20 protein-coding genes and 1 tRNA gene are annotated in these 25360 nt (G+C 43.5%); 13 read left to right on the forward strand and 8 right to left on the reverse strand.

From position 1 onward, the window contains the following. The first annotated feature begins 218 nt into the window (after positions 1–218). Positions 219–1172 (forward strand): LamG-like jellyroll fold domain-containing protein, encoded by a 954-nt coding sequence (locus FWF39_RS01580; RefSeq protein WP_343381684.1) that lies wholly within the window; start codon positions 219–221, stop codon positions 1170–1172. A 405-nt stretch (positions 1173–1577) separates the two neighbouring features. Beyond that, positions 1578–6107 (forward strand): InlB B-repeat-containing protein, encoded by a 4530-nt coding sequence (locus FWF39_RS01585; RefSeq protein ID WP_343381685.1) that lies wholly within the window; start codon positions 1578–1580, stop codon positions 6105–6107. 166 nt (positions 6108–6273) lie between these two features. Here FWF39_RS01585 and FWF39_RS01590 read toward each other — a convergent pair whose 3' ends face one another. Next, the gene (locus tag FWF39_RS01590; protein ID WP_343381686.1) at positions 6274–6555 is read right to left on the reverse strand and encodes a hypothetical protein; all 282 of its coding nucleotides are present in this window, start codon (positions 6553–6555) and stop codon (positions 6274–6276) included. Positions 6556–6652: 97 nt separating this feature from the next. Here FWF39_RS01590 and FWF39_RS01595 point away from each other — a divergent pair, with 97 nt between their 5' ends. Beyond that, on the forward strand, positions 6653–7048 hold the full coding sequence (locus tag FWF39_RS01595) for a methionine-R-sulfoxide reductase (RefSeq protein ID WP_343381687.1): 396 nt from the start codon (positions 6653–6655) through the stop codon (positions 7046–7048). 191 nt (positions 7049–7239) lie between these two features. Here the strand turns inward: FWF39_RS01595 and FWF39_RS01600 are convergent, their stop codons facing one another. The 5 genes from FWF39_RS01600 to FWF39_RS01620 form a co-directional block, all read right to left on the reverse strand. Next, positions 7240–7836 carry a nitroreductase family protein gene (locus tag FWF39_RS01600; protein ID WP_343381688.1) on the reverse strand — a complete coding sequence of 199 codons (597 nt, stop codon included), beginning with the start codon at positions 7834–7836 and terminating at the stop codon, positions 7240–7242. Between the two features lie 31 nt (positions 7837–7867). Further along, positions 7868–8890: a zinc-dependent dehydrogenase gene (locus FWF39_RS01605; RefSeq protein ID WP_343381689.1), complete on the reverse strand. Its 1023-nt coding sequence runs from the start codon at positions 8888–8890 to the stop codon at positions 7868–7870. 26 nt (positions 8891–8916) lie between these two features. After that, complete coding sequence (lsrF, locus tag FWF39_RS01610; protein WP_343381735.1) at positions 8917–9714, reverse strand: 3-hydroxy-5-phosphonooxypentane-2,4-dione thiolase; 798 nt, start codon at positions 9712–9714, stop codon at positions 8917–8919. 217 nt (positions 9715–9931) lie between these two features. Next, positions 9932–11533 carry a hypothetical protein gene (locus FWF39_RS01615; RefSeq protein ID WP_343381690.1) on the reverse strand — a complete coding sequence of 534 codons (1602 nt, stop codon included), beginning with the start codon at positions 11531–11533 and terminating at the stop codon, positions 9932–9934. Positions 11534–11656: 123 nt separating this feature from the next. Then, positions 11657–11866, reverse strand: coding sequence for a hypothetical protein (locus FWF39_RS01620; protein WP_343381691.1), 210 nt, complete (start codon positions 11864–11866; stop codon positions 11657–11659). Positions 11867–12387: 521 nt separating this feature from the next. Here FWF39_RS01620 and FWF39_RS01625 point away from each other — a divergent pair. Genes FWF39_RS01625 through FWF39_RS01645 form a run of 5 tightly spaced genes read left to right on the forward strand, consistent with a single transcriptional unit; the run spans position 12388 to position 15894 of the window. After that, a complete protein-coding gene (locus FWF39_RS01625; RefSeq protein ID WP_343381692.1) occupies positions 12388–13026 on the forward strand; it encodes a hypothetical protein in 639 nt (212 codons plus the stop codon). Positions 13027–13070: 44 nt separating this feature from the next. Next, positions 13071–13712 carry a Type 1 glutamine amidotransferase-like domain-containing protein gene (locus tag FWF39_RS01630; protein WP_343381693.1) on the forward strand — a complete coding sequence of 214 codons (642 nt, stop codon included), beginning with the start codon at positions 13071–13073 and terminating at the stop codon, positions 13710–13712. Positions 13713–13766: 54 nt separating this feature from the next. Next, the gene (locus tag FWF39_RS01635) at positions 13767–15233 is read left to right on the forward strand and encodes a hypothetical protein (RefSeq protein ID WP_343381694.1); all 1467 of its coding nucleotides are present in this window, start codon (positions 13767–13769) and stop codon (positions 15231–15233) included. Between the two features lie 48 nt (positions 15234–15281). Beyond that, positions 15282–15590 carry a translation initiation factor gene (locus FWF39_RS01640; RefSeq protein WP_343381695.1) on the forward strand — a complete coding sequence of 103 codons (309 nt, stop codon included), beginning with the start codon at positions 15282–15284 and terminating at the stop codon, positions 15588–15590. 34 nt (positions 15591–15624) lie between these two features. Then, positions 15625–15894, forward strand: coding sequence for a hypothetical protein (locus FWF39_RS01645; protein ID WP_343381696.1), 270 nt, complete (start codon positions 15625–15627; stop codon positions 15892–15894). 24 nt (positions 15895–15918) lie between these two features. Here FWF39_RS01645 and FWF39_RS01650 read toward each other — a convergent pair whose 3' ends face one another. Next, positions 15919–16863 carry a transcription initiation factor IIB gene (locus tag FWF39_RS01650; protein ID WP_343381697.1) on the reverse strand — a complete coding sequence of 315 codons (945 nt, stop codon included), beginning with the start codon at positions 16861–16863 and terminating at the stop codon, positions 15919–15921. Between the two features lie 370 nt (positions 16864–17233). Here FWF39_RS01650 and FWF39_RS01655 point away from each other — a divergent pair. Continuing rightward, positions 17234–17309: transfer RNA gene (locus FWF39_RS01655), tRNA-Gln, on the forward strand. Positions 17310–17403: 94 nt separating this feature from the next. Here the strand turns inward: FWF39_RS01655 and FWF39_RS01660 are convergent. Beyond that, entirely contained in the window at positions 17404–18921 is a 1518-nt protein-coding gene (locus FWF39_RS01660) for a catalase (protein ID WP_343381698.1), read from the reverse strand. Positions 18922–19332: 411 nt separating this feature from the next. Here FWF39_RS01660 and FWF39_RS01665 point away from each other — a divergent pair, with 411 nt between their 5' ends. From FWF39_RS01665 to FWF39_RS01680, 4 genes are all read left to right on the forward strand, one after another. Then, on the forward strand, positions 19333–20433 hold the full coding sequence (locus tag FWF39_RS01665; RefSeq protein WP_343381699.1) for a formate--phosphoribosylaminoimidazolecarboxamide ligase family protein: 1101 nt from the start codon (positions 19333–19335) through the stop codon (positions 20431–20433). After that, positions 20433–21518 carry a formate--phosphoribosylaminoimidazolecarboxamide ligase gene (locus FWF39_RS01670; RefSeq protein ID WP_343381700.1) on the forward strand — a complete coding sequence of 362 codons (1086 nt, stop codon included), beginning with the start codon at positions 20433–20435 and terminating at the stop codon, positions 21516–21518. The genes FWF39_RS01665 and FWF39_RS01670 overlap by 1 nt, the downstream gene beginning before the upstream one ends. Before the next feature lie 159 nt (positions 21519–21677). Then, on the forward strand, positions 21678–23354 hold the full coding sequence (locus FWF39_RS01675; RefSeq protein ID WP_343381701.1) for a hypothetical protein: 1677 nt from the start codon (positions 21678–21680) through the stop codon (positions 23352–23354). A gap of 238 nt (positions 23355–23592) precedes the next feature. Beyond that, the gene (locus FWF39_RS01680) at positions 23593–25212 is read left to right on the forward strand and encodes a hypothetical protein (RefSeq protein WP_343381702.1); all 1620 of its coding nucleotides are present in this window, start codon (positions 23593–23595) and stop codon (positions 25210–25212) included. The last annotated feature ends 148 nt before the right edge of the window (positions 25213–25360 follow it).

The following is a 25360-nucleotide window of genomic DNA, read 5'->3' on the forward strand; positions in this document are numbered from 1 at the left end:
TTGATGAAACAAGCACTGTCTCTATTTTCTAAAACTTAACTTTCTATAACCCTTTTTGGTTAAGCGCTGACTTGACATGTTGTTTAAATTCTTTGTACCCTTGTAGTATTATTGTTTTTAATTAAATATGAGCCGTAGCTTTAGCCTCTAGATACCCAGCGATTTATCCCTGTAGTTCAAGCAAGTGCTCATTCTATTTTAAAAGATGGTTGATTTAGTTGAACAAGAGTTTAGTAGCATTTTGTCTATTGGTCCTTCTGAGTGTTCTTTTAGTGGTTCCCCTAAAACCCGCAGGGGCTACAACGGTGTTTTCAGATAATTTTTCCTCTGGAAATTTTGAGCGCTGGTCTCAATCATTTGTTGTTTCTGGCGCAAGTCAAAGTGTTAGCGGCGGCATCGCCCGATTTATCGTTCCCACTCCAACTGCTGGGAGCAATTCATGTTCATACCTTGTAAGAGACGGTTTCACCTCAACAGTAAACAGCACCATCATAGCCTCCCAAGATATTTTGGTAGCAAACGTTCCCAATGGGTCTCCACAGGGTAACGGTGCCATATTTTTTCTCTATGTATGTGACTCAACCGATTTAGGCGGTAATGCCGGAAACATTGGCATTGGTATAGATGGTTCAACGCTATGGTCCATGTGGATAGGCGGAAGTCTCATCTACACATATGTTTTTCAAACAACCGGTTCATCCCCAACAAGCAATACATGGTACCATATTGTTCTAACTATTAACAATCAAGCCCAAACGGCCACTTTAGCAGTTAATGGTATAGTTGTGATTAATGTTTCTCAGCAAGAATTCACCGATAAACCCCATCCCATAAGTCTTATGTCTGGAATGGGTGAAGACTGGTGGAGCGATGGCTCGGGACAACAAGAAATCAATATTGATAATGTTCAACTCGACATCTCAGACGCATCCACATCCCTTGGTATTCCAAATAATATCTATCCACTTTCACCCTCTCCAAACAACCCTTTTGATACCCCAAATATCATGGTCACACCCTCCATTTCGCCACCCTTTCTGTATCCTACTCAAAAATTGATGCCCGTGGATGTTGACGTGTTCATTGGGTTAACACTTATGGGCGTCACTATCTTGACTGTTTTAGTCGGTGTTCTAATCGCTGTGTTTAGACACAAACATAGTGCTAAGTAAGAGCAAGTAGTAAACACAAATAATCTTGCTTAACATCTGCCAGGAAAAAACTTGATGAAAGTGGATTCTGCTCTTTTTTTTACTTCTTTTAAAAGAGTGTGGTGTTTTATCGGTATCATTGGGTCTAAGAAAATTAAGGCTGTTTTTTTATTGATGGAAGGTTGTGGTTGTTATAGCTTTTAGCTGTTAACTGTTTTGGTGAGGTCGTTGTTGTTATCGTGTTTTATCTTGTTAGGTGGAAATATGTGGGTGTATGTTTTTGGCTTATGTTTTTGATGTGTACCTACAATCCTGTATTCATTAAGCGCCATCTACGATTCATTTGTGAGTCATCAGTAGGCTTAATAATGCTGATATATCTTGTAAAAATGTATTAATTCACAATACATTATAAAGTGAACTGTTATGCGCCTCCTCATAAAAAAAGTCAACATACAACCTAACAAAAAACCAAAAACAAAACAAATTATAACACACTACCTACTACCCACACTACTCATCCTGACACTAATAATAACAACAGCCCTCATCATACAAACCAACAACAACGTAAACGCCCTCACAAGAACCGACCAATACGATACAACATATTATGTATCCGCAAATGGAAACGACACCACAAATGACGGCTTATCTACAGACACTCCTTTTGCAACACTAGCAAAAACAGCAGAGATAATCAATGGCAAGGAAATAGACGGAAATTATCTTGTCATTGTTATGACTGATCTAACCTCAACCGCATGTGCCCGCTACTATGATCACAGCGTCACTATCACAAGCATCAGTGACACACCCCTTACCGTCACCCGCGGCACCAACTTTACTGTTATAGCAGATAACGCACGCAGCTGGTACAACCCACCCATGCTAGAAATCCAAAGCACAAACCTAACCACAACCGCCCCTAAAATCACCTTAACCCTCAAAAACATCATCTTTGACGACGCATATCTTCACGAAGGTACAACATTTAGCTACGCACCAACCCCACATGGTAATGAATCAAGCACAGCCTATGTCCAAGACGCCATAGTCTCCTCCTATGCCCTCTCTGCAACCATCATATTAGACACAGGCGCCGAACTACACAACTTCGGAGGCATGACCGCAATACGTGCCGGCTACCAAGCCACTGTAGTACTTAACAGCGACAGCCTAATCACCGATATTCGACCCAACGCAAACACAAACAACCGCGAAGTCAACACAGCCACAAACAACTGGGCCGCCAATGGTGAGGCCGCCATAAGCATTGCAGATTCTTATCTCTACATGCACTCAGGCTCAAAAATTACAAACATTGCAAACACACACGCCATAAAATTCACCGGAACCATCGCATGTTTCATGGACGGCGAAATCTCCAACATGATAGGCAATAAAGGCATGGACACCGATCCCAACGGCAACGGAAGAGGAGTCAAAAGTGCAATATATTTTGACCGGAGCGCAACTGTCGACCATACCAATACAGCTGCACATATTTCTGGTTCAGCTATTATCGGTCCAAACGCAACCATACACAGCAACGCCATAAAATGCGGTGCCATATGTGTTTCTCGCAACCCAAACACTTCAGTAAAAATACATGGCAAAATCAACAACAACACAGGTGGAACAGGTTCACTAGGCTTAGGAGCAAATGGCGGGGGTCTCTACATCGTCAGCGGCGGTACAATATATCTAGAAGACGGTTGCGAAATTACCGGCAACAGCATTAGAGGTGGCGCCTACGGCGGTGCAGCCAGTGTTCAGCAGAGCGGCTCAAAATTGGTTATGAATGGCGGCACCATTTCTGGAAACAGCGGGTCAGTAGCCAACCCCGGTATAACCGTAAATAAGGGCGATGCAAGTTTTGAGATGAATGGTGGCATCATTGAAAATGGTGATCAAGCGCTACATCTCTATGAAAGCGGCTCAGATGGTACCGTGGGCAAGCTTACACTAAACGCAGGCACAGTCTCGGGTGTAACAGTGGACCCCAACATTCTCTTTGGGTATCATATCCAACGTTATCTTTTCATAAACCAAGACAATGTCACCATTGAAACGGGATACGCACGTGTTGCTGGCCGAAACGTATACCCCATAAGCGCGGATTTTAAAATCGGCAATCCAAACACAGCAACCTACACAAATATCCAATCAAACCTGCCCAAAGACTGGACCATGCCCACTAACAACGGTAATGTTATTGGGTTCTGGTTACAAAAAAACGGCAGTGCAAAATACTCCATACCAAAACCAACAACAGGCACGGGTGGGATTAACTATAACGCGTCTCTTAACAGCTATTTTGTTGCCATACAAGCAACAACAGCTGACGGCATAGCAGATACCAACATTCCACTCAAACTCTACCCGACATCAATTATCCGCGTAGGCAATGCCGATCACATTGTTGTATCTGTTCCTCTTGATGCATACCCAAACGGTGCTACTGTGGCCCTTGTTCAACCCACAACTGTATACGGTGAAATCATCATCACCGGACCCCCAACATTATACTATGACCTAACCGCTAACGACTACACCATCAACTACACCACTTCATACAATATGCCGCAAGGACTACACGCCGCACTAATAGCCGATGGACACAACAACGAAAACACACAATTTCAACTTATCCTCTATCCTGATTCCCGTACAACTCCTGATCTCTCAAACTTGGTTCTAACAAGCGATATCTTTGAGATCAAAGACATACCTGTTTGGAACACAGCTACCCACGAAGTTGTTTTGACCCTTAAACTAAAAGATGACTGGAACACCACGACAGACCTGGAGTTAAATTTCGAATTTAACTGCAATATGGTTGCTACAGAGTTTGAAGAAGGTGAATTTCTAAGACTTACAGGTGACCTTATAATTAACGGAAAGGGGCAAACCTATGAAGTACCTAGCAATGAAGCAAAAACTGAAATGAAGATACAAAAGGGCAATCTTGATATAAAAAAAATTCTTTCAGGCAATAGAGCAGAGGACACAAAAACTTTCCACTTCACCATAACCTTTAGTGACGGCGGCACATATGATGGCATTGTAAACGGAACCACCATTCCATTAAAGGGTGGTGAGAACAAACTCATCGAAGGTATAATTCAAGGAATAAACTATACCGTTATTGAACAGGAGGCAAATCAGGACGGTTATACAACAACCTCAACAGGTGCAAGCGGCACCATATCGGAAAACCTCTCTGAAGCCATCTTTATCAATTCCCGCGGTTTACCTGAGTATGTTGTGACCATTAATGACAGCTTTGCCGGCGAGTTATCTGGTGCAGGTAAGTATATTGAAAGCACCAATGTTACCATTCGTGCAGGCAATTGCAAGGGTTATGACTTCTCTGGCTGGACAGTTGACGATGTAACGGTTGGGCTTGAGAACAACACAAGTGCTACTACCTCTTTTATTATGCCTGCAAATAATGTTACACTCACAGCAAACTGGACGCCCATTGCATACAATATCGTCTATGTACTGTCTAGTGGAACTAATGCACCAAGTAATCCTTCTATGTACACTGCGCTTGATCTCCCCCTTAGCATAGCGGCACCCTCTAGAACAAACTTCCTCTTTGTAGGCTGGATCGCAATTTATTCTGATGGAACTCCCGCTTTAACAACTTCAACCGTTAGCTACAGTATCCCCCAAAACACTACTGGTAGGGTTATCTTATATGCTCAATGGCAACAAACTGGCGGTGTAAGCCGCTATACAGTAACATACAACGGTAATGGCAATACAGGGGGTGTAGTGCCCATAGACACTAACAGTCCCTATATCCGTGGAAGTACAGTAGTAGTATTAAGTCAAGGTAGCTTAATCCGCGAAAACTATACTTTCCTTGGATGGGCAACAAACCCCACCGCAGACATACCAACCTACACAGTTGACTCCGAATTTACCATACAAACTGACACCGTTCTATATGCAGTATGGACTCAAACCAAATACACAGTAACCTACAAACCGGGCGAACATGGCACCTTTGATGAACAAGTCACAACTGATCTTTCCTTTGGTATCCCAACACCTAAATCACCTGAAGTAACAGGTGAAATCGGCTGGATATTTACCGGTTGGAATCCAATACCCAGCGAAACAGTTACAGAAAATGCTATCTACACAGCACAATGGAAACAAGAACCCAACCCAGAGCTGTTTACAGTACAGTTTGTAGATTGGGATGGAAGACTCTTAAAATCTGAGCAAGTTTCCTATGGCGGTAATGCAACTGCACCGGCTAATCCATCACGTGTGGGGTATACATTTACCGGTTGGAGCCCCTCCACCTTTACCAACATCACCTCTGATCTAACAGTTATTGCGCGATACAGCCAAAACGGTGGCGGCAGTAGTGGTGGAGGTGGATCATCAAATAAACCCACACCCAGCCCATCTCCATCTCCCAGTCCCTCGCCTTTACCTAGTTTATCGCCTTCACCCAGTCCATCAGCTCCTCCCATTGGCGGTGGTACAGATGAGAACGAGTTACCCGCTTGGGCTCTGGTAAACTTGATTTTAAGTATAGTGGGTTTGGTATTGGCTATTCTGTTGGTGGTTTGGGTGTTATTATCACGCAAACAAAAACAAACAAAACAACCACAAGAAAAGCAAACACCGGCTAATCAGGATAAGTATGGAGCTAATCAAAGAGAAGCCAAAGAAGAAGTGAGAAAGCAGAAGCGGTATCGAACCTTGTGGTTTGTCTTAGGGGGCATTATGGGTATTGGGGGTTTTATTGTGTTTCTGCTTACAGAGGATACGAGCCGTCCAATGATCTTAGTTGATAAATGGACCATCGTAAACGTCATCATGTTTGCAGTACAACTCATCGCTATAACCTTCACCTTTAAACCCAAAAATAAAAAAAACAAAGAAGACGCTAAACAAGAGGTGCATAGCGCCTCTTCTCCCCGCTAACCTATCCAGCTATTCTTGGATAGACTCTGCATTTTTAACTTTAAAATAACTGTTAAATGTGCCCGCTTGCGGCATGCCTTGTTTGTTGCCTGCTTATATTGTCTGCTTTTAGTTACACAGTTTGCATAGTATACAAAAAATAAACTGTTACTTCCAGATTAGGTTGTTACTCTTTACACTGTTTGAGGTTACGGAGTTGCTCAAATGTCTGATTTAGTATTGCATGATCCGCTATGGTTCTAACGGCGGAAACTGGAAGACAAACTGTAACCTTACCAAGAAAGGGTTGCTTAAACCCAAGCCGTTGTGTCGACTCATCAGTCAAATTAACAAACATGCTCTTTATCTGCCAGGTATCCATGTCTACGTCAGCGCTGTTAATTTCACCAAGTTCAAAATTATCTGCAGTAAATGCCTTTTTCCAAAAAAGCCGAGTTATTTCAACCATAAAAAAGCCTCATTATAAAAATGCCCGATGCGGTTTATATCTGTTAGTTAGAAGCCTTTTAACATCCTGCTTCTATAATGTAGTGGTGGTATTTGTTTTGTCAGATTCTCAACAGCAAAGAAAACTCTCCGCTGAAGAAGAACAAATTATAGTCTACAAAGACACTGAGATGCCTTTTACCGGTAAATACAATACTTTCTGGGGAAAAGGTACCTATATCTGCAAAAGATGCGGGGCCAAACTGTACCGTTCAGAGCACAAATTTGAGGCCGACTGCGGCTGGCCCAGCTTTGATGAAGAAATCCCCGGCGCAGTGAAACGGTTACCTGATCCTGATGGTATACGAGTAGAAATTGAATGTGCCAACTGCGGTGCCCACCTCGGGCATGTCTTCACAGGTGAGCACTTAACCCAGAGGAATACACGACACTGTGTTAATTCATTGTCGATGGAATTCATTCCAGATAAACCAGTATCTTCTGGAGAACAGTAAAATGGCAAGTTGTGGAATGCTTAATACCTTATAGCATGCAATCTACCGGTAGGTGATTATTGTGCCGCAGATGCCATATGGTGGAGATATTTTGGGAGAGTGGAAACAAATCAAGCAAGGCAACGCGTCCCGCTAAACTTTCTGAAACATCCCTCATAAGTCTGAAAATTTGTGAGCGCTGTATTTAACGATCAAAGGATAAAACAATAATCAGTGACTTTTTTTCTGGGTGGTGCCGATGGTTGTTCATCTGGATAACCAAGTATAATGAATGCATGTGGTTCAACATGTTTGGGGATCTTTAGGGTTTCCTGCACAAGTTGCCTACAGAAGGCAGGTGCACAATACCAGCAAGTACCCAAACCGATTGCATGGGCTACCAAAAGCAGATTTTGGATACCTGCACCTAAACTCGCCACCGCCAAATCCCGCTCAATACTCTGCCGCACTTCATCGGAAAATTTCCTAAGACCCTCCATTGTTAAGCATGCCAAAATCAACACCGGGGCACCTGCAAAGCGCTCTACCCGTTCACTGCGCGTTTTAGCATCAACCCCATGATTATCCCTTGCGACATCTATTGCCCAAACATCTGCCATCTGCTCAGCCAAATCCCGCTTAACTTGAGCATCCTCTAAGACAATAAACCGCCACGGCTGACTGTTATGTGCCGAAGGCGCCCAAGCCACCGTCTCCAAAACCGTTTGTACAACCTCTTTGGGAACTGGTTTAGACTGATAGCTACGAATACTTCGTCGTTGCCTAATTACATCATACAAATCGGGCATAACAAAATAAAAAGAAAAGTTGGTTTTATGTTTATGCTTGGTTGGGTTCTAATATGACTTTTAGCGAATTACCCGCCTCAGCCATCAACCGAAAACCTTCCTGAGCTTCAGTGAGCGGCAGTCGATGGGTAATCATGTCCTTAACGTTGAGCTTGCCTGTTGACAAAACGGCCAATGCGTCTTCGATATCATTGGGTGCCGCACCGTAGCTTGTGCGCATGGTGATTTCGTTACGCCAAAACTGATTGATAGGCACCTGTAGTTTCACAGTTGGATCAGGCACAGCAAAGAACAGAATCGAACCCCCATTTTCCACACAATCCATCGAGGCCATAGCCGCTGAGATTGCACCAGTACAAACAATGACTTGATCAGCTAAATGTCCCGTTAACTCTCGCAGTTTCTCTGATAGGTTGGTTTTAGCATCAAGCGCATGGTGCGCACCAAATTTCTTGGCCAACTCTAACCGATAGGGGTTGATATCAGCGACAATTATGTTCTCAACACCATGATATTTGGCGAGCTGAGCGTGGAGAATACCGCTGATGCCGCTGCCAATGATAAGAACCGTATCTTCTTTTTTGAGTCCTGTTAATCTCTGTCCACGCGATACGCAAGCCAACGGCTCAATAAAGGTGCCTTCCTCAAAACTCATCGCATCAGGCAATCTATAGATGCCATGTTCTACATTGATTTTGGGAACTAGCACATACTGAGCAAAACCGCCGGGATAAAAGTTGGTAGTGTGGAGGGTATGACAGGCAGTATGATTACCTCTTTGGCAATGCCGGCACTCAAAACAAGGCACATGATGGGAAACAAAAACCCGTTCGCCATTCCAGTTCTTAACTTTGTCTCCAACTTGATCGATGATACCTGTGACTTCATGGCCCAACACACGCGGTGCCTTGGGAACACGATACCACTCAATAACATCACTACCACAGATACCGCTCGCCATCACTTTGAGCCGAACTTCTTCCTCACCGACTTTAGGTGTTGGAATCTCTTGTACCTGCACATCATGATTGTTATAATAAAAAGCAGCTAACAATAAAATTCACCCAAAAAAGAGGCTGATTAGGTTTTGCCTGCTTTTATTTGATTGTAGAGATCCTCAGCTTCCTGCGCAGTATAACCCTCATGAATTATAGCGCGGATGGCTCTGATAGATGCAACAGGATACTCTGTCTGCCAGATATTGCGACCCAAATTGACCCCTGCCGCACCTTTCTGCATACCATCATAGACAAAATCAAAGACTTCCCGCTGAGTCTCCGTCTTAGGTCCACCCGCAATAACAACAGGTACTGGACAGCCGTTAATGATCTTTTCAAAATTCTCTTGACAGTAGTAGGTTTTAACAACACGAGCACCGATCTCGGCGGCGATTCTAGCGGAGAGCGCTAGATAACGTGCCTCACGCTTTTCCAGTTCTTTACCCACAGCACAAACAGCCATGACCGGAACACCATAGTCCTCACACTCATCAACAAGCTTGGACAAGTTGGTTAAACTCTTGTTCTCATATTTACTGCCAACAAAAACCGACATCGACACAGCTGAGGCATTAAGACGCAAAATTTCCCCAATGGAGGTAACTAACGACTCATCAGCTAGATCTTCCCCAACAACTGAAACCGCACCAGAAACCCGCATAATAATCGGTTTCTCGATAGCTGGATCAACACAATTACGCAACACACCACGAGTAAGCATCAAAGCATCAGCATACTGATAAATCGGTTTAATTGTCTCCGCCGGCTTCTCAAGGCAACGTGTTGGACCTTGGAAGTAACCATGATCAATGGGCAAAAACAAAGCCTTTCCATCTTTCTCAAAGAGCCGACTCAAACGGTTTTTCATACCCCAATCCATAATAAATTTCTCCAAAAAGCAGTTGATCTGAGAATTAAATAACCTTATGCTAAACAAACAGCTATTTGATTTGCCGAAGGCTAACCTACAAGACTCTTTTTGAACGCTATTTGACTTTGAGTAGTTTTATGAATATGTATATGAAATACGGCATAACTATTCTGTTAAACACCCTGAAAAATTAAGTGCTTTTATTGGAAAAGTTATCCAATATGCACTATAGGGTAACTGGTTTTGTTGTTTGGTTTTTTCGCCGTTTGAAATAGATTAGCAGGATGCCAGCGGTTATAGGGAGTAACAAAATGGCAGCTATTAGCCACATATACGGAAAAGGGGCGTTTACATAGTAGATGTTACTGTATCGGTTTGCTACGGGGTAATCTGGATCGTCATAGACTATGTCGAGTTTTAAACCGTACTTGTCTAGCTGGGTGTGTACTTGGTTCCAGATTTGTTGGCAGGTATCGTTTGCTGGCCATAGTCCCCAGATTGTGTCTTGGGGGTTGCGCATGCCCCAGCCAAAGTTTTTGGGTAATACTAGGGCGGCTTCGGCTTTTATGCTGCCATGGGTGACGTCTGGGTTTTGGACCACCTCTGTCCAGAAGCGCTCCAGCGCCTGATAGTGTTCGTCTTCGAGGGTGTTTGGGTTTGTGGGGTCTTCAGAGTAGTTAAAGACAATGATGTATTCTGCGCCTGTTTCGTATGATGTTTTCATTTGTTCAAATATCTCTTGTCCATCAGCAAGAAAGGGTCGCTGTGTGTATTTCCAGGTGATGATGGTGCCCCAGCTTTTGCCTTGCAAATTTGCGGCCCCCCGCACCAACCCAATCTCCTGTTCGATAGTGTTGTTCCAGCCTAACTCGGCAAGTACCATATCATATCCTCCGCGGAAATCCCACCAATGTAGTGCATAATCCGCGGTAAACAGAGGTACTGAGACGTTTTCTAAGAATTGCATACGTCTTGCGTATTCAGCTTCAAATGCTTGAGCGGTTCCATCGCAGGTGTTGAAGGGATTTCTATCTAGAACCACACTTCGGGGTTCCACTTCAGTGATTCGTGCACTGCCATTTGTCATTGTGTAGAACGTGTACTCTTGGTTGTCCCACTCTCCAATTTTATCCAAAACGGTGATATCATCATTAGGATAATACATGACCTCCGACTCTATTCGGTATCGGTAATCGTACTCAAATCGAACAGTTGTTCCATTTGGGTATTCAATATATAGTTCTTCTGGACAAGGAATATTTTGTATAATCTCATATGAATGGTCTGGATGAGAAATGTGGAGTGTACCATTTTTTGTTTTGTCTGGTGCGATTGTAGTTACTTTTATGGTGCTGTTGGGGTAATAATAACTCTGACGGCTATCTTTGATCCATTCACCTATGCTGATAGAGCCATCGGCTTCTTTTGCTACGCTTCTATTTGGCTCTGTAAACCATACTCGATCATCGAGCATTTTTCCGCCCGGTTCATCATAAAAATATATTCCTATGAAATGGTTGTCCCATCGTTGTGGTATCCTATCAAGCCATTCCTGTGTAACAGCATTGCCCGCGTTGGTACCAATGTATACTGAGAAGTTAAGTCCAGCGGCGATTGTATAGTCACCGATTTCTTCTACCTCTGTGAAGTTTAGTTCTCCTGAAGAGAGTATGAAGAGGTTAGTGTAGGTTTTGACTTTGTCGATTAGCTGTTTTGCGCCATCGACTGTGTCCCCCTCGTAAGTTACACCAACATAGACAGTCTTGTCAGTAGGGGAGACGTTATCTGCCATGATAAGGGTTGCTGAAACAATCCCTATTAAAAACATAGTAATAACAGTCAGTAGTACTGTTCGCTTTATGTAGCAACAACCTTTATACTTTAGCATGCTGGCAGGTAAATAGTTAGGTTCTACTTATTTTTATTCCCAAATTCGGTGTGAGGTTTATTTTTAGAGGGGTCTTAGAATTAAGTAACCTTTTTCTATAAGCCAGTGATGGAATTGCCATGTCGTATATAGACACGATTGGCTGCATTTTTCACGTGTCTGTTCATATGCCGTTGATCCCTCAACCTGTTTGTTTAGTTCTATTTGTACTGGACATTGGACATCTTTACAGAATTCTCGCCGTTTATACTCCACATAGCCTTCAGGAGCCATAGTTATCAACCGCTAATTTCAGCCTAACCTAATAAGCCTACTGCCTAATCTGTGCTTACACAAGCCGCAGGCAGGTTACTAACCCACACAACAATCAACAAAAAACCTTAATTGCGCATTTTTTGCGATAAATTCTATTTATGGGCTGTTCTATCTAGAAAATGCCTTACACTCTTGTGTAGTAATATAGTGATAAGAGTGGGTAGTTTGGATAGAGATAGCGGTAAAATTAAAGTGTGGATTGTAAAGAAGCGGTTGCAGGGGTGGGTTGTTACTGGTATTTGTGTTTTTGTTAGGATAAGTCGGGGTAGCGTGTTGTGATGACTGATTGTGGCTGATGATAAGTAGTTGAATCTCATTTAACAGGTTAGTTATAATCTTTGTTTTTTGTGGCGATTGTTGATTAGTACAGTTGTTTACGAATAGAGTTAAAAACTAAGCCGTATACTTCTTCTATTAGGGACTAAAGTTTGGATAAGAAACACGGGTTACTTTACTGTGCAGGTTTTCTATTGATTGCCTTGATTGTTGGTTGTTTTGTTACGTCAAATTACCAGTACCAAAACTTTAGCTCCAATCAGAACCCAAACTATGGTCCTTTAAACATAGCCAGTTTTAACGCTATAACCCTTAGTCCGTATAATTTGTTGACGTTTCCGTCTTTGGTTTCCCTTCAAACGCCTCTTATAAGCCATGAGGTTCTGGCTAATTCAACTCGGAGCCAAATCTTCAACCACATCAGCCAAAACCCAGGCGTTCAATTTCGCGCAATTGCTTCAGCGCTTTGTTTGCCTGTGGGTTTAGCAGAGTACCATCTTGATATATTGAGCCGTTCAGGATTAGTTTCGTTTATCCGCGACGGACGGTACAAGCGGTTTTTTGTTTCCAAGCGGTTTAGCATAAGCGATATGAAGCTGATTTGTGTGTTGCGGCGCAGAACGCCTAAAAAAATTTTTACTGTGCTCTTATCTAAGCGGCAGCTATCCCATGGTCAATTAGCCGAGGAAGTTTCGGTTACCTCCCAAGCGCTGACTTGGCAGATGAAAACCCTCAAAGACACTCAGCTAATCCTACATGTTAATGACGGTCTGCGAATAGTCTATTCGATCGATCAATCCGCGGCACCGCTACTGGAGAAATATCTCACTGTTGTAGAATAGCCTTTTTTAATATCTATTTTTTATTATCTGCTGATTGATGAGTTATGTCCAAAATTTATCTTCTAGGCGGCGAAAATGTCTATAGCCGAAGCGCAAAGCAGGTTAACCTAGAGGCCTTTGAGGGCGCGGCTCAGCCGCTTAACGTTTTGATATTGCCTTGGGCACGGGCATCTTTTGATCAGCAATACCAAAAACGACAGACCTTAACTGATTATTTTAGAAGCCTAGGCGCTAGGGCTGTGAATTTTGCGGAATATGGCCCAATAGAAGCTACCGCCGAACAGATGACCGAGGCAGGCTTAGTTTATTTGACGGGCGGTCAACCCAGCATTCTTATCAACCGCCTAAAAACCATAGGCGTCGACCAGTTGCTTGAGAATTATGGCGGCGTGATGGTTGGCCGCAGTGCAGGCGCTTTGGCTCTCTGTAAACGGTGCGTAACCACCTGCAGAAGCAACTCCAAAGTCCGAATCGTCAACGGCTTAGGCTTAGTAAACATCACCCTAAAAGCGCACTATACTCCCAAAAAAGACGAGGCCCTAAAGAGCTTTTCTCTAACCGAGGATATTTTTGCTGTTCCTGAAGGATCCGCCTTGGTCTATGAGGCTGGCAAACTCTATGCAATGGGTGAGGCCTACCTTTTTAGCAAAGGTAACCGCCAAATCTTTACTCAAACCTGTTTATAATTCACTGAATAACAACTTTTTTAGGCGGGTATAAACACAGAGTTAATGATTGTTATGCGTAGATTTGCCTTAGTAGCAATCCTTTTAACAGTACTTATAACTGTATCTGCGGTAGGTGTTTTAGGTTCAACTGTTGCAACTAGTTGCGTTTGGGATCGCGAGACCGGCGCACTTGTCTATGCAAAAACATCTCAACAAAACTATACCCTAGAAACCAGTGTAGATCAGACAAACATGTGGCCCTCTGATATCTTCAGTTTTAGCCCCTCCACATTCTATACACTAATCTCCATTGTTGCTGTGTTAATCGCAATTTTGGTCACGCTCTCTGCTATTTGGATAAAGCAGAAAAAGCAAAAGCCGCTGTTACTTGCGCTTCAAATTGTCGGGGCCCTCTTTACGGCAATTTTCCTATTTGCCTATATAGGCGGCATGTTTATGACGCCCTCTACAACTGTTTTACACTCTGAACTTCCCGTTCGCATAGCCTTGTTTGTTTCTGGTGCCGCGTTTCTGACTTTAATTCTGACAAACGCCATTATGGCTCTGCGGGAAAAAACCCTCAAAAGCTCCTTGGCGTTAAAAATTGGTTTACTTGTAGTTGCAGTTGCATACTTTCTCTTTACTCTTCATGCTCTCTTTACTTTGGAGTGGATAGGTGAATGGAATCGTTTTGCTAGCGGGTCTATCTCTACAATAATACTTGTTCAAGATGTCAGTGCTTTTGTGGGCGTAATCGCCCGATTCATAGCTGGTATAATTGCCATAGCAGGTGTTGGGCTCTATTTTCGCAGTGGGTTTCCTTCAACCCAAAGATTCTATAAGATTCTGCGGGGGATCTTGGTGCTTGAGGCGTCCTATTGGTTTGCCCTTATACCCACTGCTGTTACCTTGGGCTACATTGCTGGAGTTTTCTACGGATCATCTACCATAGGCTTATTGGGTGCTCTTGCTTGGACCACTATCCCCTTATTTGTGGAATCTATGGTGTTGCCCTCTGCTTTGATTGTTTTAGCTAAAAAATTGGATTACAAAAAGCCCGCTGTTGACGCTATTAGATGGGCGTGGATTTCTGGTGTGTTGTTGATAGTGGTTTTCTGGTTAACCAACATGGGAACTTGGATGCTTACCGTTGGAACTAATGGGCTTAGCTATCTTGTTGCTTATCCCCAGAATATGTTTAGCTTCATTATAACGGTGGTTGGTCTTATTGGATTAGTTCTCTTTACGGTTTATTTCGCTAAGAAACGTGGTCTTACCTCAAGTTGGCAGACTCTTAATCTGCGGGGCGTGGGTGTTATTATCACCTTGTTAGGCCTTTTTTTCCTTTGGAACTATCTTGGTTGGATATTTTTTGGTGGTGACTATGTTTGGAGTAACTGGTATGCTTGGTTTCTTGGGCATAACTTGGATTTATGGATGTTGACCTTGCCCCTATTTGGTGTACCTTTGATGTTTTATTGTCCAAACAGAGACACTGTGGGGTCTAGGGGCGGTGCATCAGCTGTTAAATCTGGTTAGGTTTGAAACTCTTATATACACCAGTTGATAATTTCTCTTTTGAGTGTCATGGCCGAAGTTTGTTCAACATGCGGATTACCTAAAGACCTGTGCGTTTGCGGCGAAATAGAGAAAGAGCAGCAACGTATACGTATACGTCTTGAAACCCGAAAGTTCGGTAAAGCAACCACGATTATTGATGGAATGGATGATAAAAATCAGAACCTTCAAAGTGTCGCCCAGAAGCTTAAAACTTATTGCGCCTGTGGCGGGACCCATAAAAATGGGCAAATCATGTTGCAAGGTGACCATCGTGATCGTGTCAAAGAGTTTCTGATAAAGATCGGATACCCTCAGGAAAACATCGAGTTACAGTAAGTAACTCGCAAGCCGCTAATTTGGTGCATCTCGGATGAAAAAGGCAGATAGCTTACGTGAGATCTTCAAAAACACAAAACGCAGAAAGCCAACCGCAATTTTTTGCCCCCGATGTTGTAGTCCAAAAATTCAATTAGCCAGTAGTTTAGCTGTTTGGCTGACTCCTAAACAGTACTACTGCGAAAACTGCGGCTACACAGGCATTATAGTTATGGAACTTGAAGAAGCTCCCGAGCTGGATAAAGCTGAAGAAGGTTCTGAGATATATCAAGAAGAAACTGAGATAGACCAAGAAAAAAAGTAGAGTGCGCTTGATAGATAAGCGCTCTTAATCGGGTAATTCGAGGTTTAGCTGTTTTTTGAGTGTCTTGTAGCGGTTTCGCACGGTAACTTCGGTTACTCCGGCGGCTTCTGCTATGTCTTTTTGGGTTTTCTTTTCGTTGTTTTGGAGACATGCGATGTAGAGGGCAGCAGCGGCTAGTCCCATGGGGTCTTTTCCTGCAGCAGCACGTTTACGTCTGGCTTCCCGAAGGATGTTGATTGCTGCACCTTGGGTTTTTCCTGATATGCCGGTTTTTTCAGCGATCTTGGATACATAGGTCAGAGGATCTGCGATGGGCATGTGAACTTCGAGTTCTCGGAGCAACAATCTGTAGCATCGAGCGACATCTTTTTTGTCAACTAGGCTGGCTTCAGCGATTTCGCGCAATGTTCTTGGTGTTCCGCTTCCACGACATGCTGCATACAATGCGGCTGCGGCTATAGCAGCGATGGAGCGTCCTCGGACTAATCCTTTGTCGAGGGCTTTTCGGTAGACAACGGCGGCTTTTTCTTTGATCGGTGGTGGGATGTAGACTTTGTCTGAGAGGCGGTCTAGTTCGGCCATGGCTTGTGCGAGGTTGCGGTCGATGGATGAGTGAACTCGGCTTCGGATCTGCCATTTTCTAAGACGCCACATTTGGAGTCTTGTTGATAGGGGCAGTTTTCTGCCAAACGCATCGCGGTCCACTTGGCTGATGGCTGTGGATAAGCCTTTGTCGTGGACGGAGTAAGAGGTGGGTACACCGACGCGGCTTCTGGACGCTTTTTCTTCTTGGGTGAATGCGCGCCATTCTGGTCCTTTGTCCATCATTTGTTCGTAGAGGACAAGGCCGCAGTCGCCGCAGACGGTTTCTCCTGTGTCGTAATCGTGAACCAGGTTTGCGCCGCCACACTCGGGGCATTTTTCTGCCTGTCGTTGGGTTGTTTTCGGTGCTTCTTTTTTTATGCTCACTTATTCTACCTCACTTGGATATGCGTAGAACCGTCACTATGGCCAATTCGGCTAGAAACAGTACATTCGGCTCGCGCAAACTAAGCTGATGAACTGTTTATATATTTAAGCTTTGTGGTTTATTAAACCTGTTGCACACATTCACTTCGAAATCAGCATAATGCGCCCCATAAAAAATGTAAAAAAATGTAAAAATCTAACAAACAAAAAAACAACCCCCCTTATCTATCCCATAGCTTCTACGATCACAAACCAACCAAACCTCTGCCAAACAAGCCAAACCCCAAACAAATTTCAATATGCTTATTAGGAGAAAAGTCGCCCTTTAACCTCTAACAATAAATAACGCCGTACATAATCAAAACAACGCAGCCCGTTGGTGTAGTGGTCAAGCATTTCGGGCTTTGGACCCGACGACGAGAGTTCGAATCTCTCACGGGCTACCACCAATATACACAAATTTTGAAGCACCTCCGCTCACAAAAAAATGAGCTGTGAGAGCCAGCCCAAAATTTGTTACTGCATTTCTCTTCTTTTGGTTTATTTCCATATCGCTTGACTTGTAGCATAGAGCCTTTCTTGTCGGCTCATCTTGGATAGATTAACTACCCTATCAAACTGCAAATCTAGTGCTTGGGCAATACGGAGTCCGTATTCTTGGTCTGCAAGATAACAGTGTGCGGCATGGCGATATTTGATATTCTCAGTCACAGAGGCAATGTTTGCTGTGGTGTTTTTGATTAGCATAGCTCGTTTGTCCTCGCTCATAAGGCGGTATAGATCACCGGGTTGATAGAAACAATCATCATTTAGGTATGGATCATGATGATCAATAGTGCCCTCGGCTGTAAGAGGCGGCTCAGCATATTCTTTTTGCTCTTCCCACTCTCCATAACTGTTGGGATGATAACTTTTTGTTGCACCATAATTCCCATCAACACGCATTAACCCATCTCTATGATAAGAATGCCTGGGACATTTAGAGGCATTAACAGGAATTGACGTATGGTTCACTCCTAACCGGTAGCGCTGGGCATCACCGTAGGAAAATAACCTGCCCTGCAACAATTTATCCGGAGAGAGCCCAATGCCTGGAACAGTATTAGAGGGATTAAAGGCGGCTTGTTCGACATCTGCAAAATAGTTCTCAGGGTTTCGATTAAGTTCCAATATACCCACCTCAATTAGCGGATATTCTTTGTGACTCCAGACCTTTGTTATATCAAATGGATTATCCCCGTGTTTTTCAGCCTGCTCTTGGGTCATAATTTGGAAATACATTGTCCAATGCGGATAATGCCCCTGTTCTATGGCATAAAACAAATCATGCTGTGCACTTTCTCTGTCTTTTGCAATAATCGCTTCGGCTTCTTGATCAGAGAGATTTTTAATCCCCTGCTGGGTCCTTAAATGGAACTTTACCCACACACGCTCATTTTTAGCATTAAACAAACTATACGTATGACTTCCAAACCCATGCATATGCCTATAACCATCCGGTATGCCCCGATCAGACATCACAATTGTAACCTGATGCAACGCCTCAGGCAGCATCGTCCAGAAATCCCAATTATTTTGAGCCGAACGCATATTGGTTTTAGGATCCCGTTTTACGGCATGATTAAGATCAGGAAAATGAATCGGATCCCGAATAAAAAACACCGGCGTATTATTACCCACCAAATCCCAGTTCCCCTCCTCAGTATAGAACTTGATAGCAAAACCCCGAATATCACGCTCAGCATCCGCCGCACCACGTTCTCCAGCTACAGTAGAGAAACGCACAAAAACCTCAGTATCTTTACCGATTCCAGAAAACACTTTTGCCTTTGTATATTTGGTCACATCACCTGTAACCGTAAACTTGCCAAAAGCACCACTACCCTTAGCATGCATCCGTCTCTCAGGAATAACTTCACGATCAAAATGCGCCAACTTTTCTAAAAACCAAACATCCTGCAAAACCATCGGCCCACGCGGACCAACAGTACCTACATTATTATGATCTGCTACAGGAGCTCCATTCTCTCTAGTAAGCTTTTTCATATTTCCACTCATAACTGCCCATCCTGTCCTTCTACCCACACTATTGTTATTCGTGAACTTAAAGATAGTTTAAAGCTACTCATGACAAAATAGATCAACTATTACCTGATATCTCCGTCTCTTAATTTTAATCGACATACCCTCGCGCAACGGACTAAATATTTTTGGTTAACCTGTTGCTTTTATGGATAAAGGGATATAAGACAAAACCCAAATAATCAAACCTGTAATGCGATGGGCAACCGGATCAAGTATCCAAAACCTACCGCGACACCAACGATCTATGTGCCGCTCCTACACTAACCCCAAACTTAAACAATAATCAACCATATGTATAGGCGGTCACTAACAAGCTAAGACTAACCCCTTAGCTCCTCAAGCCTGCCCATAATTGAATTACACAAAGGATATGAGTGAAAAAGCATGAACATGCAAGATAAAATCAAACAGGTACTAATGGACTACGACCCAAACGAAATCCGCATCGGCGTCTTGGGCAGCCACTCAGCCCTAGAAATCGCCTCAGGCGCAAAACAAGAAGGCTTTGAAACCGTAGTCGTATGCCAAAGCGGACGAGAAAAAACCTACGCCCGCTACTACCGAAACATCTTTGACAAATTCATCTTTCTAGACCAATTCCAAGACATAACCCAACCTCAAACAATAGACGAACTCCAAGAACTAAACACCGTCTTTGTTCCCAACCGCTCCTTTAGCGTATACACAGGCTATGAAGCCATAGAAACAAAATTCACCGTACCCCTAATGGGTAACCGTTACCTCCTAAAAACCGAAGAACGCACCGCCCCTAAAAACCAACTCTGGCTCCTAAAACAAGCCGGCATCCAACTCCCCCAAGCCTTCCAATCACCAAACGACATCGACCGCCCCGTCATCATCAAAGTCGCGGAAAAAAACAGAACTATCGAGCGCGCATTTTTCTATGCCTCAAGCCCACAAGAATACCAACAAGAAGCCGAAAAACGCATCAAAGCCGGCATAATCACTCCTGAAGCACTAAAAGAAGCCGTTATCGAAGAATATGTTCTTGGCGCAAAATTTAACGCCAACTATTTCTACTCCCCCCTAAACGATGATATTGATCTTTTAGGCTTTGACCGCCGCATCCAAACCGATCTTGATGGCATTTTGGATCTGCCGGCAAGAGAACAACTAGAACTAAACATAGCCTCCCAAAACATCGAAATCGGACACCAAGGCGCAACCATGCGCGAGAGTCAACTTGAAAAAATCTTTGAAGCCGCAGAACGCTGGGTCAATATCTGCTACAAAGAATTCCCCCCCGGCATGATCGGTTTATTTGCATTACAAGGTGCAGTTACAAAAGACCTCCAATTCCGCGTATTTGATGTGAGTCCCCGTGTTCCTGGTTGTCCCTGTGTAGAACCTACCTCACCCTACATGAAATACAAATACGGCGTAGAAGTCGGCCCCGGCAAACGTGTAGCCATGGAAATCAAACGTGCAATAAGAAAACACCGCCTCTCAGAAGTGGTAACCTAATGATCGACAGCGTAGCCATAGGGAAAATCATAGAAAAATACGACCCCACAAAACTCGCCATAGGCACCCTTGGCTCTCACAGCTCTTTAAACATCTTTAAAGGCGCCAAAGAAGAAGGCTTCCGAACCGTATGCATTTGCAAAGAAAAAGACGCTATCATCTACCAAAAATATCCCATAGTCGATGAACTAATCACCGTAAAAGACTTCACTGAACTGCTCAACCCCAACCTACAGGAGCGCCTCCGAAAACTAAATGTCATTTTAATTCCACACGGCTCCTTTACCGCCTATCTTAGCACCGAACAACTAACCAACAATTTAGAGGTGCCCCTTATGGGAAACCGTCAACTGCTCCACTGGGAAGCCAACCGCAAACGCCAAGAAGAATGGCTAAAACAAGCCGGCCTACGCTTGCCAGCAACCTTTAACTCACCTGATGACATCGACCGACTCACCATCGCCAAACTCCAAGGCGCCAAAGGCGGCCGAGGATACTTCCTAGCCAACTCCCCAAACGGTTTCTACAAAAAAGCCAACGAAATGCTAAAACGAGGCCTGCTAACCAAAGAAGACCTCGAACACGTACACCTCCAAGAATATGCCCTAGGCGTCAACATCTACCCCAGCTACTTTAGCAGCATCCTAAACAATGACGTAGAACTCCTAGCCATGGACCGCCGCTACGAATCCGCCGTAGATAGCATCGGAAAAATTCCCGCCCAAGAACAACTTGACATCAACATCGCTCCAACCTACACTGTCGTAGGAAACTTTCCCGTAGTCCTCCGAGAATCCCTTCTGCCTGAAGTATTGCAAATGGGTGAAAATGTCCACAAAAAAGCTGCAGAACTAGCACCACCTGGCATCATTGGGCCTTTCTGCCTCGAAACTGTCATCACTGATGATCTTAAAATCTACACTTTTGAAATCAGTGCCCGCATCGTAGCTGGAACAAACGTCGGCATCGGAACCTCACCCTACGCCTATCTACGCTACGGCGAAAACATGTACATGGGCAGACGCATAGCCCTAGAACTCAAAGAAGCAACAAAACAAAAACGCCTCCACGAAATAGTTGCCTAACATACTAATTCAACAACTTTTCTTTTTACTCTCTCTGTCGTCATAAAACTCGTGTTTTTAAAGCCCAAATAACTCGATCACTCGTGTTCCGCTTTGGAACAGGGTTGTTCCGTAAACAGAGCTAATAGTTGCTTTAGGCTAAATGCATCAGGGAAAAGCATGAAAAGGGTATCTAAAATTATTATCTGCTCAATATTGTTGCTAACTGTTCTTTCAGTTGCTATTATAGCAAATGTATCGTTAGCTGAAACTGATGCCGATAATAACTCCTTCTATGTCGGTGTAACCTATGGTGGAGATACCGTCGAGGGCGCAAAACAACTAATCGACAAAGTCAAAGACTCCACTAATCTCTTTATCCTATCCTCTGGAGGACTGATATATAACATTACAGCCGTGGAAGAAATTGGCGACTATGCAATCGTTTCTGGCCTTAATTTTGCAACATCCTTTGGTCCATACTTCTCCATTGTTCCTCACGGATGGGTTGACACTGCGCAACAACGCTGGGGTAGCAGTTTCATAGGGATATATTTCTATGATGAACCCGGTGGAAAAATGCTTGATGACACTGTATGGTTCCCAGATGAAAGCGGCGGGGATCAGTCCGTAACAAAACTAGAGATTGGCGGTATTAGTTTACGTAAACATATGATATCTGCTAGCAATGTATCTGATTATTATTCTAACGGTATCGTAAAAGTAACTTTTAATGACCTATATGAATCAAAGACTGGTCGATTAGATGTTGATTATCCGGACGGATCATCCAAAACTATACTCGATGTCCCCTGGCAAGAAGAAAGCTTCATAGAGTACCCAAATGGAACCAAAACTTGGTTCAGGCCATACTGGTTCAATACTGAAATAACATATTATCCTGATGGGGATATCACTGTTTGGGAACATATCGATGAGGAAAATCACTATGATATGTTCTATACAGCAGTGAATGGCAGCAAACGCATTGCTGAAGTGGAACCGCTGAGTGCAGTTTTAGAGAGGAACCCCATCAAGACCCATAATGTGGCCGCACAAGTATTTGAAAATGAACTCGCAAGACGACTTTCACCCTTAGAAAACAGCACCATACCTCTGTTTACCTCGGATTATGGGCTGTATTGGTGGGATTTCCGCGGAGGATATGATTTAGTTCTTGCCCAAATAGGCTGGAACAACACTCTTGAGCAAGAAATCGCCCTAGTCAGAGGCGCAGCAAACCTCCAAAACAAAAACTGGGGTACCATCATCACCTGGAAATACACCCACACACCGTTTCTCGCTGACGGCCAAGAAATGTTTGAACAAATGAAAACCTCCTACGAAACAGGAGCCAAATACGTCATAGTTTTTAACTACTCCGAAGACCCCCAAAACCCAAACATCCTCCAAGACGAACACTATCAGGCGCTGGAGCGTTTTTGGCTGGAGGTAGTTCAAAACCCAGAGGTAACTCATGGCGGCATAAAAGCCGAAGCCGTTCTAGTACTACCCCCAAACTATGGCTGGGGCATGCGTAACCCAACCGATTGCATCTGGGGTATCTGGGAAACAGACAACAATTCTCCACAAATCTGGAACCAAGTACACACCCAGCTAGACAAGTACGGTTTAAAACTCGACATAGTCTATGACGACTCCGACTACCCCGTAGCTGGCCGATATAACAACATCTACTATGTAAACCCACCCTTCCCCTATGTATGGCTAATAGCCGCCATTTTGTTGCTCCCTATAGTTGTTGGTGTTTTACTGATCTATACATTAGACGGCGAAAAAACCAAACAACAAACCCCATCACCCCTACATTGTAGGCTGAATAACTTTCTTTTTTGATATTTTTATCTATTTAACACTATAGTGTTGGCCAGGTTCCGTTTAAGCGATACTTTGTTTGTTTCTGTTTTCCTATACTTTGTGCAGTGTACAGTGACGCTTTTTAACTAACCCCTAATCGGACCCCTTTCTGTCTCAAAATGCTGTGCCCAAGTCAATATGGTGTTCTGCTTTAGAACAAAAGTGTTCTGTAAAGAGAATTAATAACCCCTTTAGCCCTAAACGTGCTGGGAAAAACATGAAAATCGCAATAAAACTCATCGTATGGCTGATACTAACAATTTTCTTAGTCACTACTATAGCAAACGTTTCGTTAGCTGAAAATCACCCTGATACTGCATCATTTTATGTTGGTGTGACCTATGGTGGAGCTACAGTTGAGGGTGCAAAGCTTCTAATAGATAAAGTCAAAGACTGCACCAACCTCTTTATCCTAGCCTCAGGAAACCTGCAACAAAACACCACAGCAATAGAAGAAATCGGAGACTATGCAATCGCTGCCGGCCTCAACTTTGCTCCATACTTTGGCACCTCTAGTAGCATGACTGCTTATCAAAACTTTGCCAAGACCGCACAACAACGCTGGGGCAACCACTTCACAGGTATGTATTTCTTTGATGAACCGGGCGGAAAAATACTCGATGCCACTGATGCATACTTGACAATCAAAAACAACACCTACCTAGCAAAACGAAACACGGGTAACATCATAATAAGTGAATATAGTATAGATGGTTATGGCAGTAGCTATGTAACTAATTATTGTCCTAACGGTACAGTAAAAGTGACTACCACATTTCCAGATAAATCAAGAAATGGCACACTATACATTAATCATCAAGATAATTCATACGAAATTATATCAAATGCACCTTGGCGCGAAAAACCACATATTGAGTATCCCAACGGAACTAAAAGCGATTTCACCCCATATACCATCGAGAGAGAGGTCACGTATTGTTCTAATAAGGATATCACAATTTGGGAGCGGGATTGGGAAAGTCAAGAGTACCTGTTATACACAAAGATAAATGGTAGTGCGCGGATTGCGCAGGTAGAACCTTTGAGTACAGTTTTAAATAGACACCCCCTCGGGAATGATGTGGTAGCTCAGGCCTTTGAAACCTACACCGCAAGCTATTTACAGCCTCTAAAAAACCAATCTGCAACTATCTTTACAGCTGATTATGGATTGTATTGGTGGGATTTTCGAAGCGGCTACGATTTTGTGCTTGCTGAGTTAGGCTGGAACAACACTCTTGAGCAAGAAATCGCCTTAGTCAGAGGAGCTGCAAATTTGCAAGGTAAAAGCTGGGGTACAATCCTTACTTGGAAATACACTCATCCGCCCTTTCTTGCTGATGGTCAAGAGATGTTTGAACAAATGAAAACCTCCTATGAAGCCGGAGCAAAGTATGTAGTAATTTTTAACTACTCAGAAGATCCAAAAAATCCTGATACTCTTCAAGAGGAACACTTTCAGGCGCTGGAGCGCTTCTGGACAGAGGTGGTCCAAAACCCAGACGTCACCCATGACAGCATAAAAGCCGAAGCCGCCCTAGTATTACCCAAAAACTTTGGCTGGGGCATGCGCAACCCCCAAGACACAATCTGGGGACTATGGCCAGCAAACGATACGTGTCGGCAGATCTGGAATCAAGTGCAAACTCAGCTGAATCAGTATGGGTTAAAACTTGACATAGTCTATGATGATCCTGACTATCCCGCGGCAGGCCGATATAACAACATCACCTATGTGCACTCTACTTTTCCCTATGTCTGGCTGGTAGTTGCTATTTTGTTTCTTTCTATATCGTCTGGTGTTTTATTGATCTATGTTAGACGAAGAAGAAATTAATAACACCCCTTCTTCTTTAGATACTCAAATAATCTTTTTGTCTTTCCAAATTTTAGTATGCCCTAAAGTCTCTGTTTGGTTATGGGGATAAAGATAAGAAGTGCTATGTTCTATTTTCTAACAAGTAGCAATAAGTTTGTGGTTGGAT

The sequence above is a fragment of the Candidatus Bathycorpusculum sp. genome (genome assembly GCF_009778815.1).
Taxonomy (GTDB): domain Archaea; phylum Thermoproteota; class Bathyarchaeia; order Bathyarchaeales; family Bathycorpusculaceae; genus Bathycorpusculum; species Bathycorpusculum hydrogenotrophicum.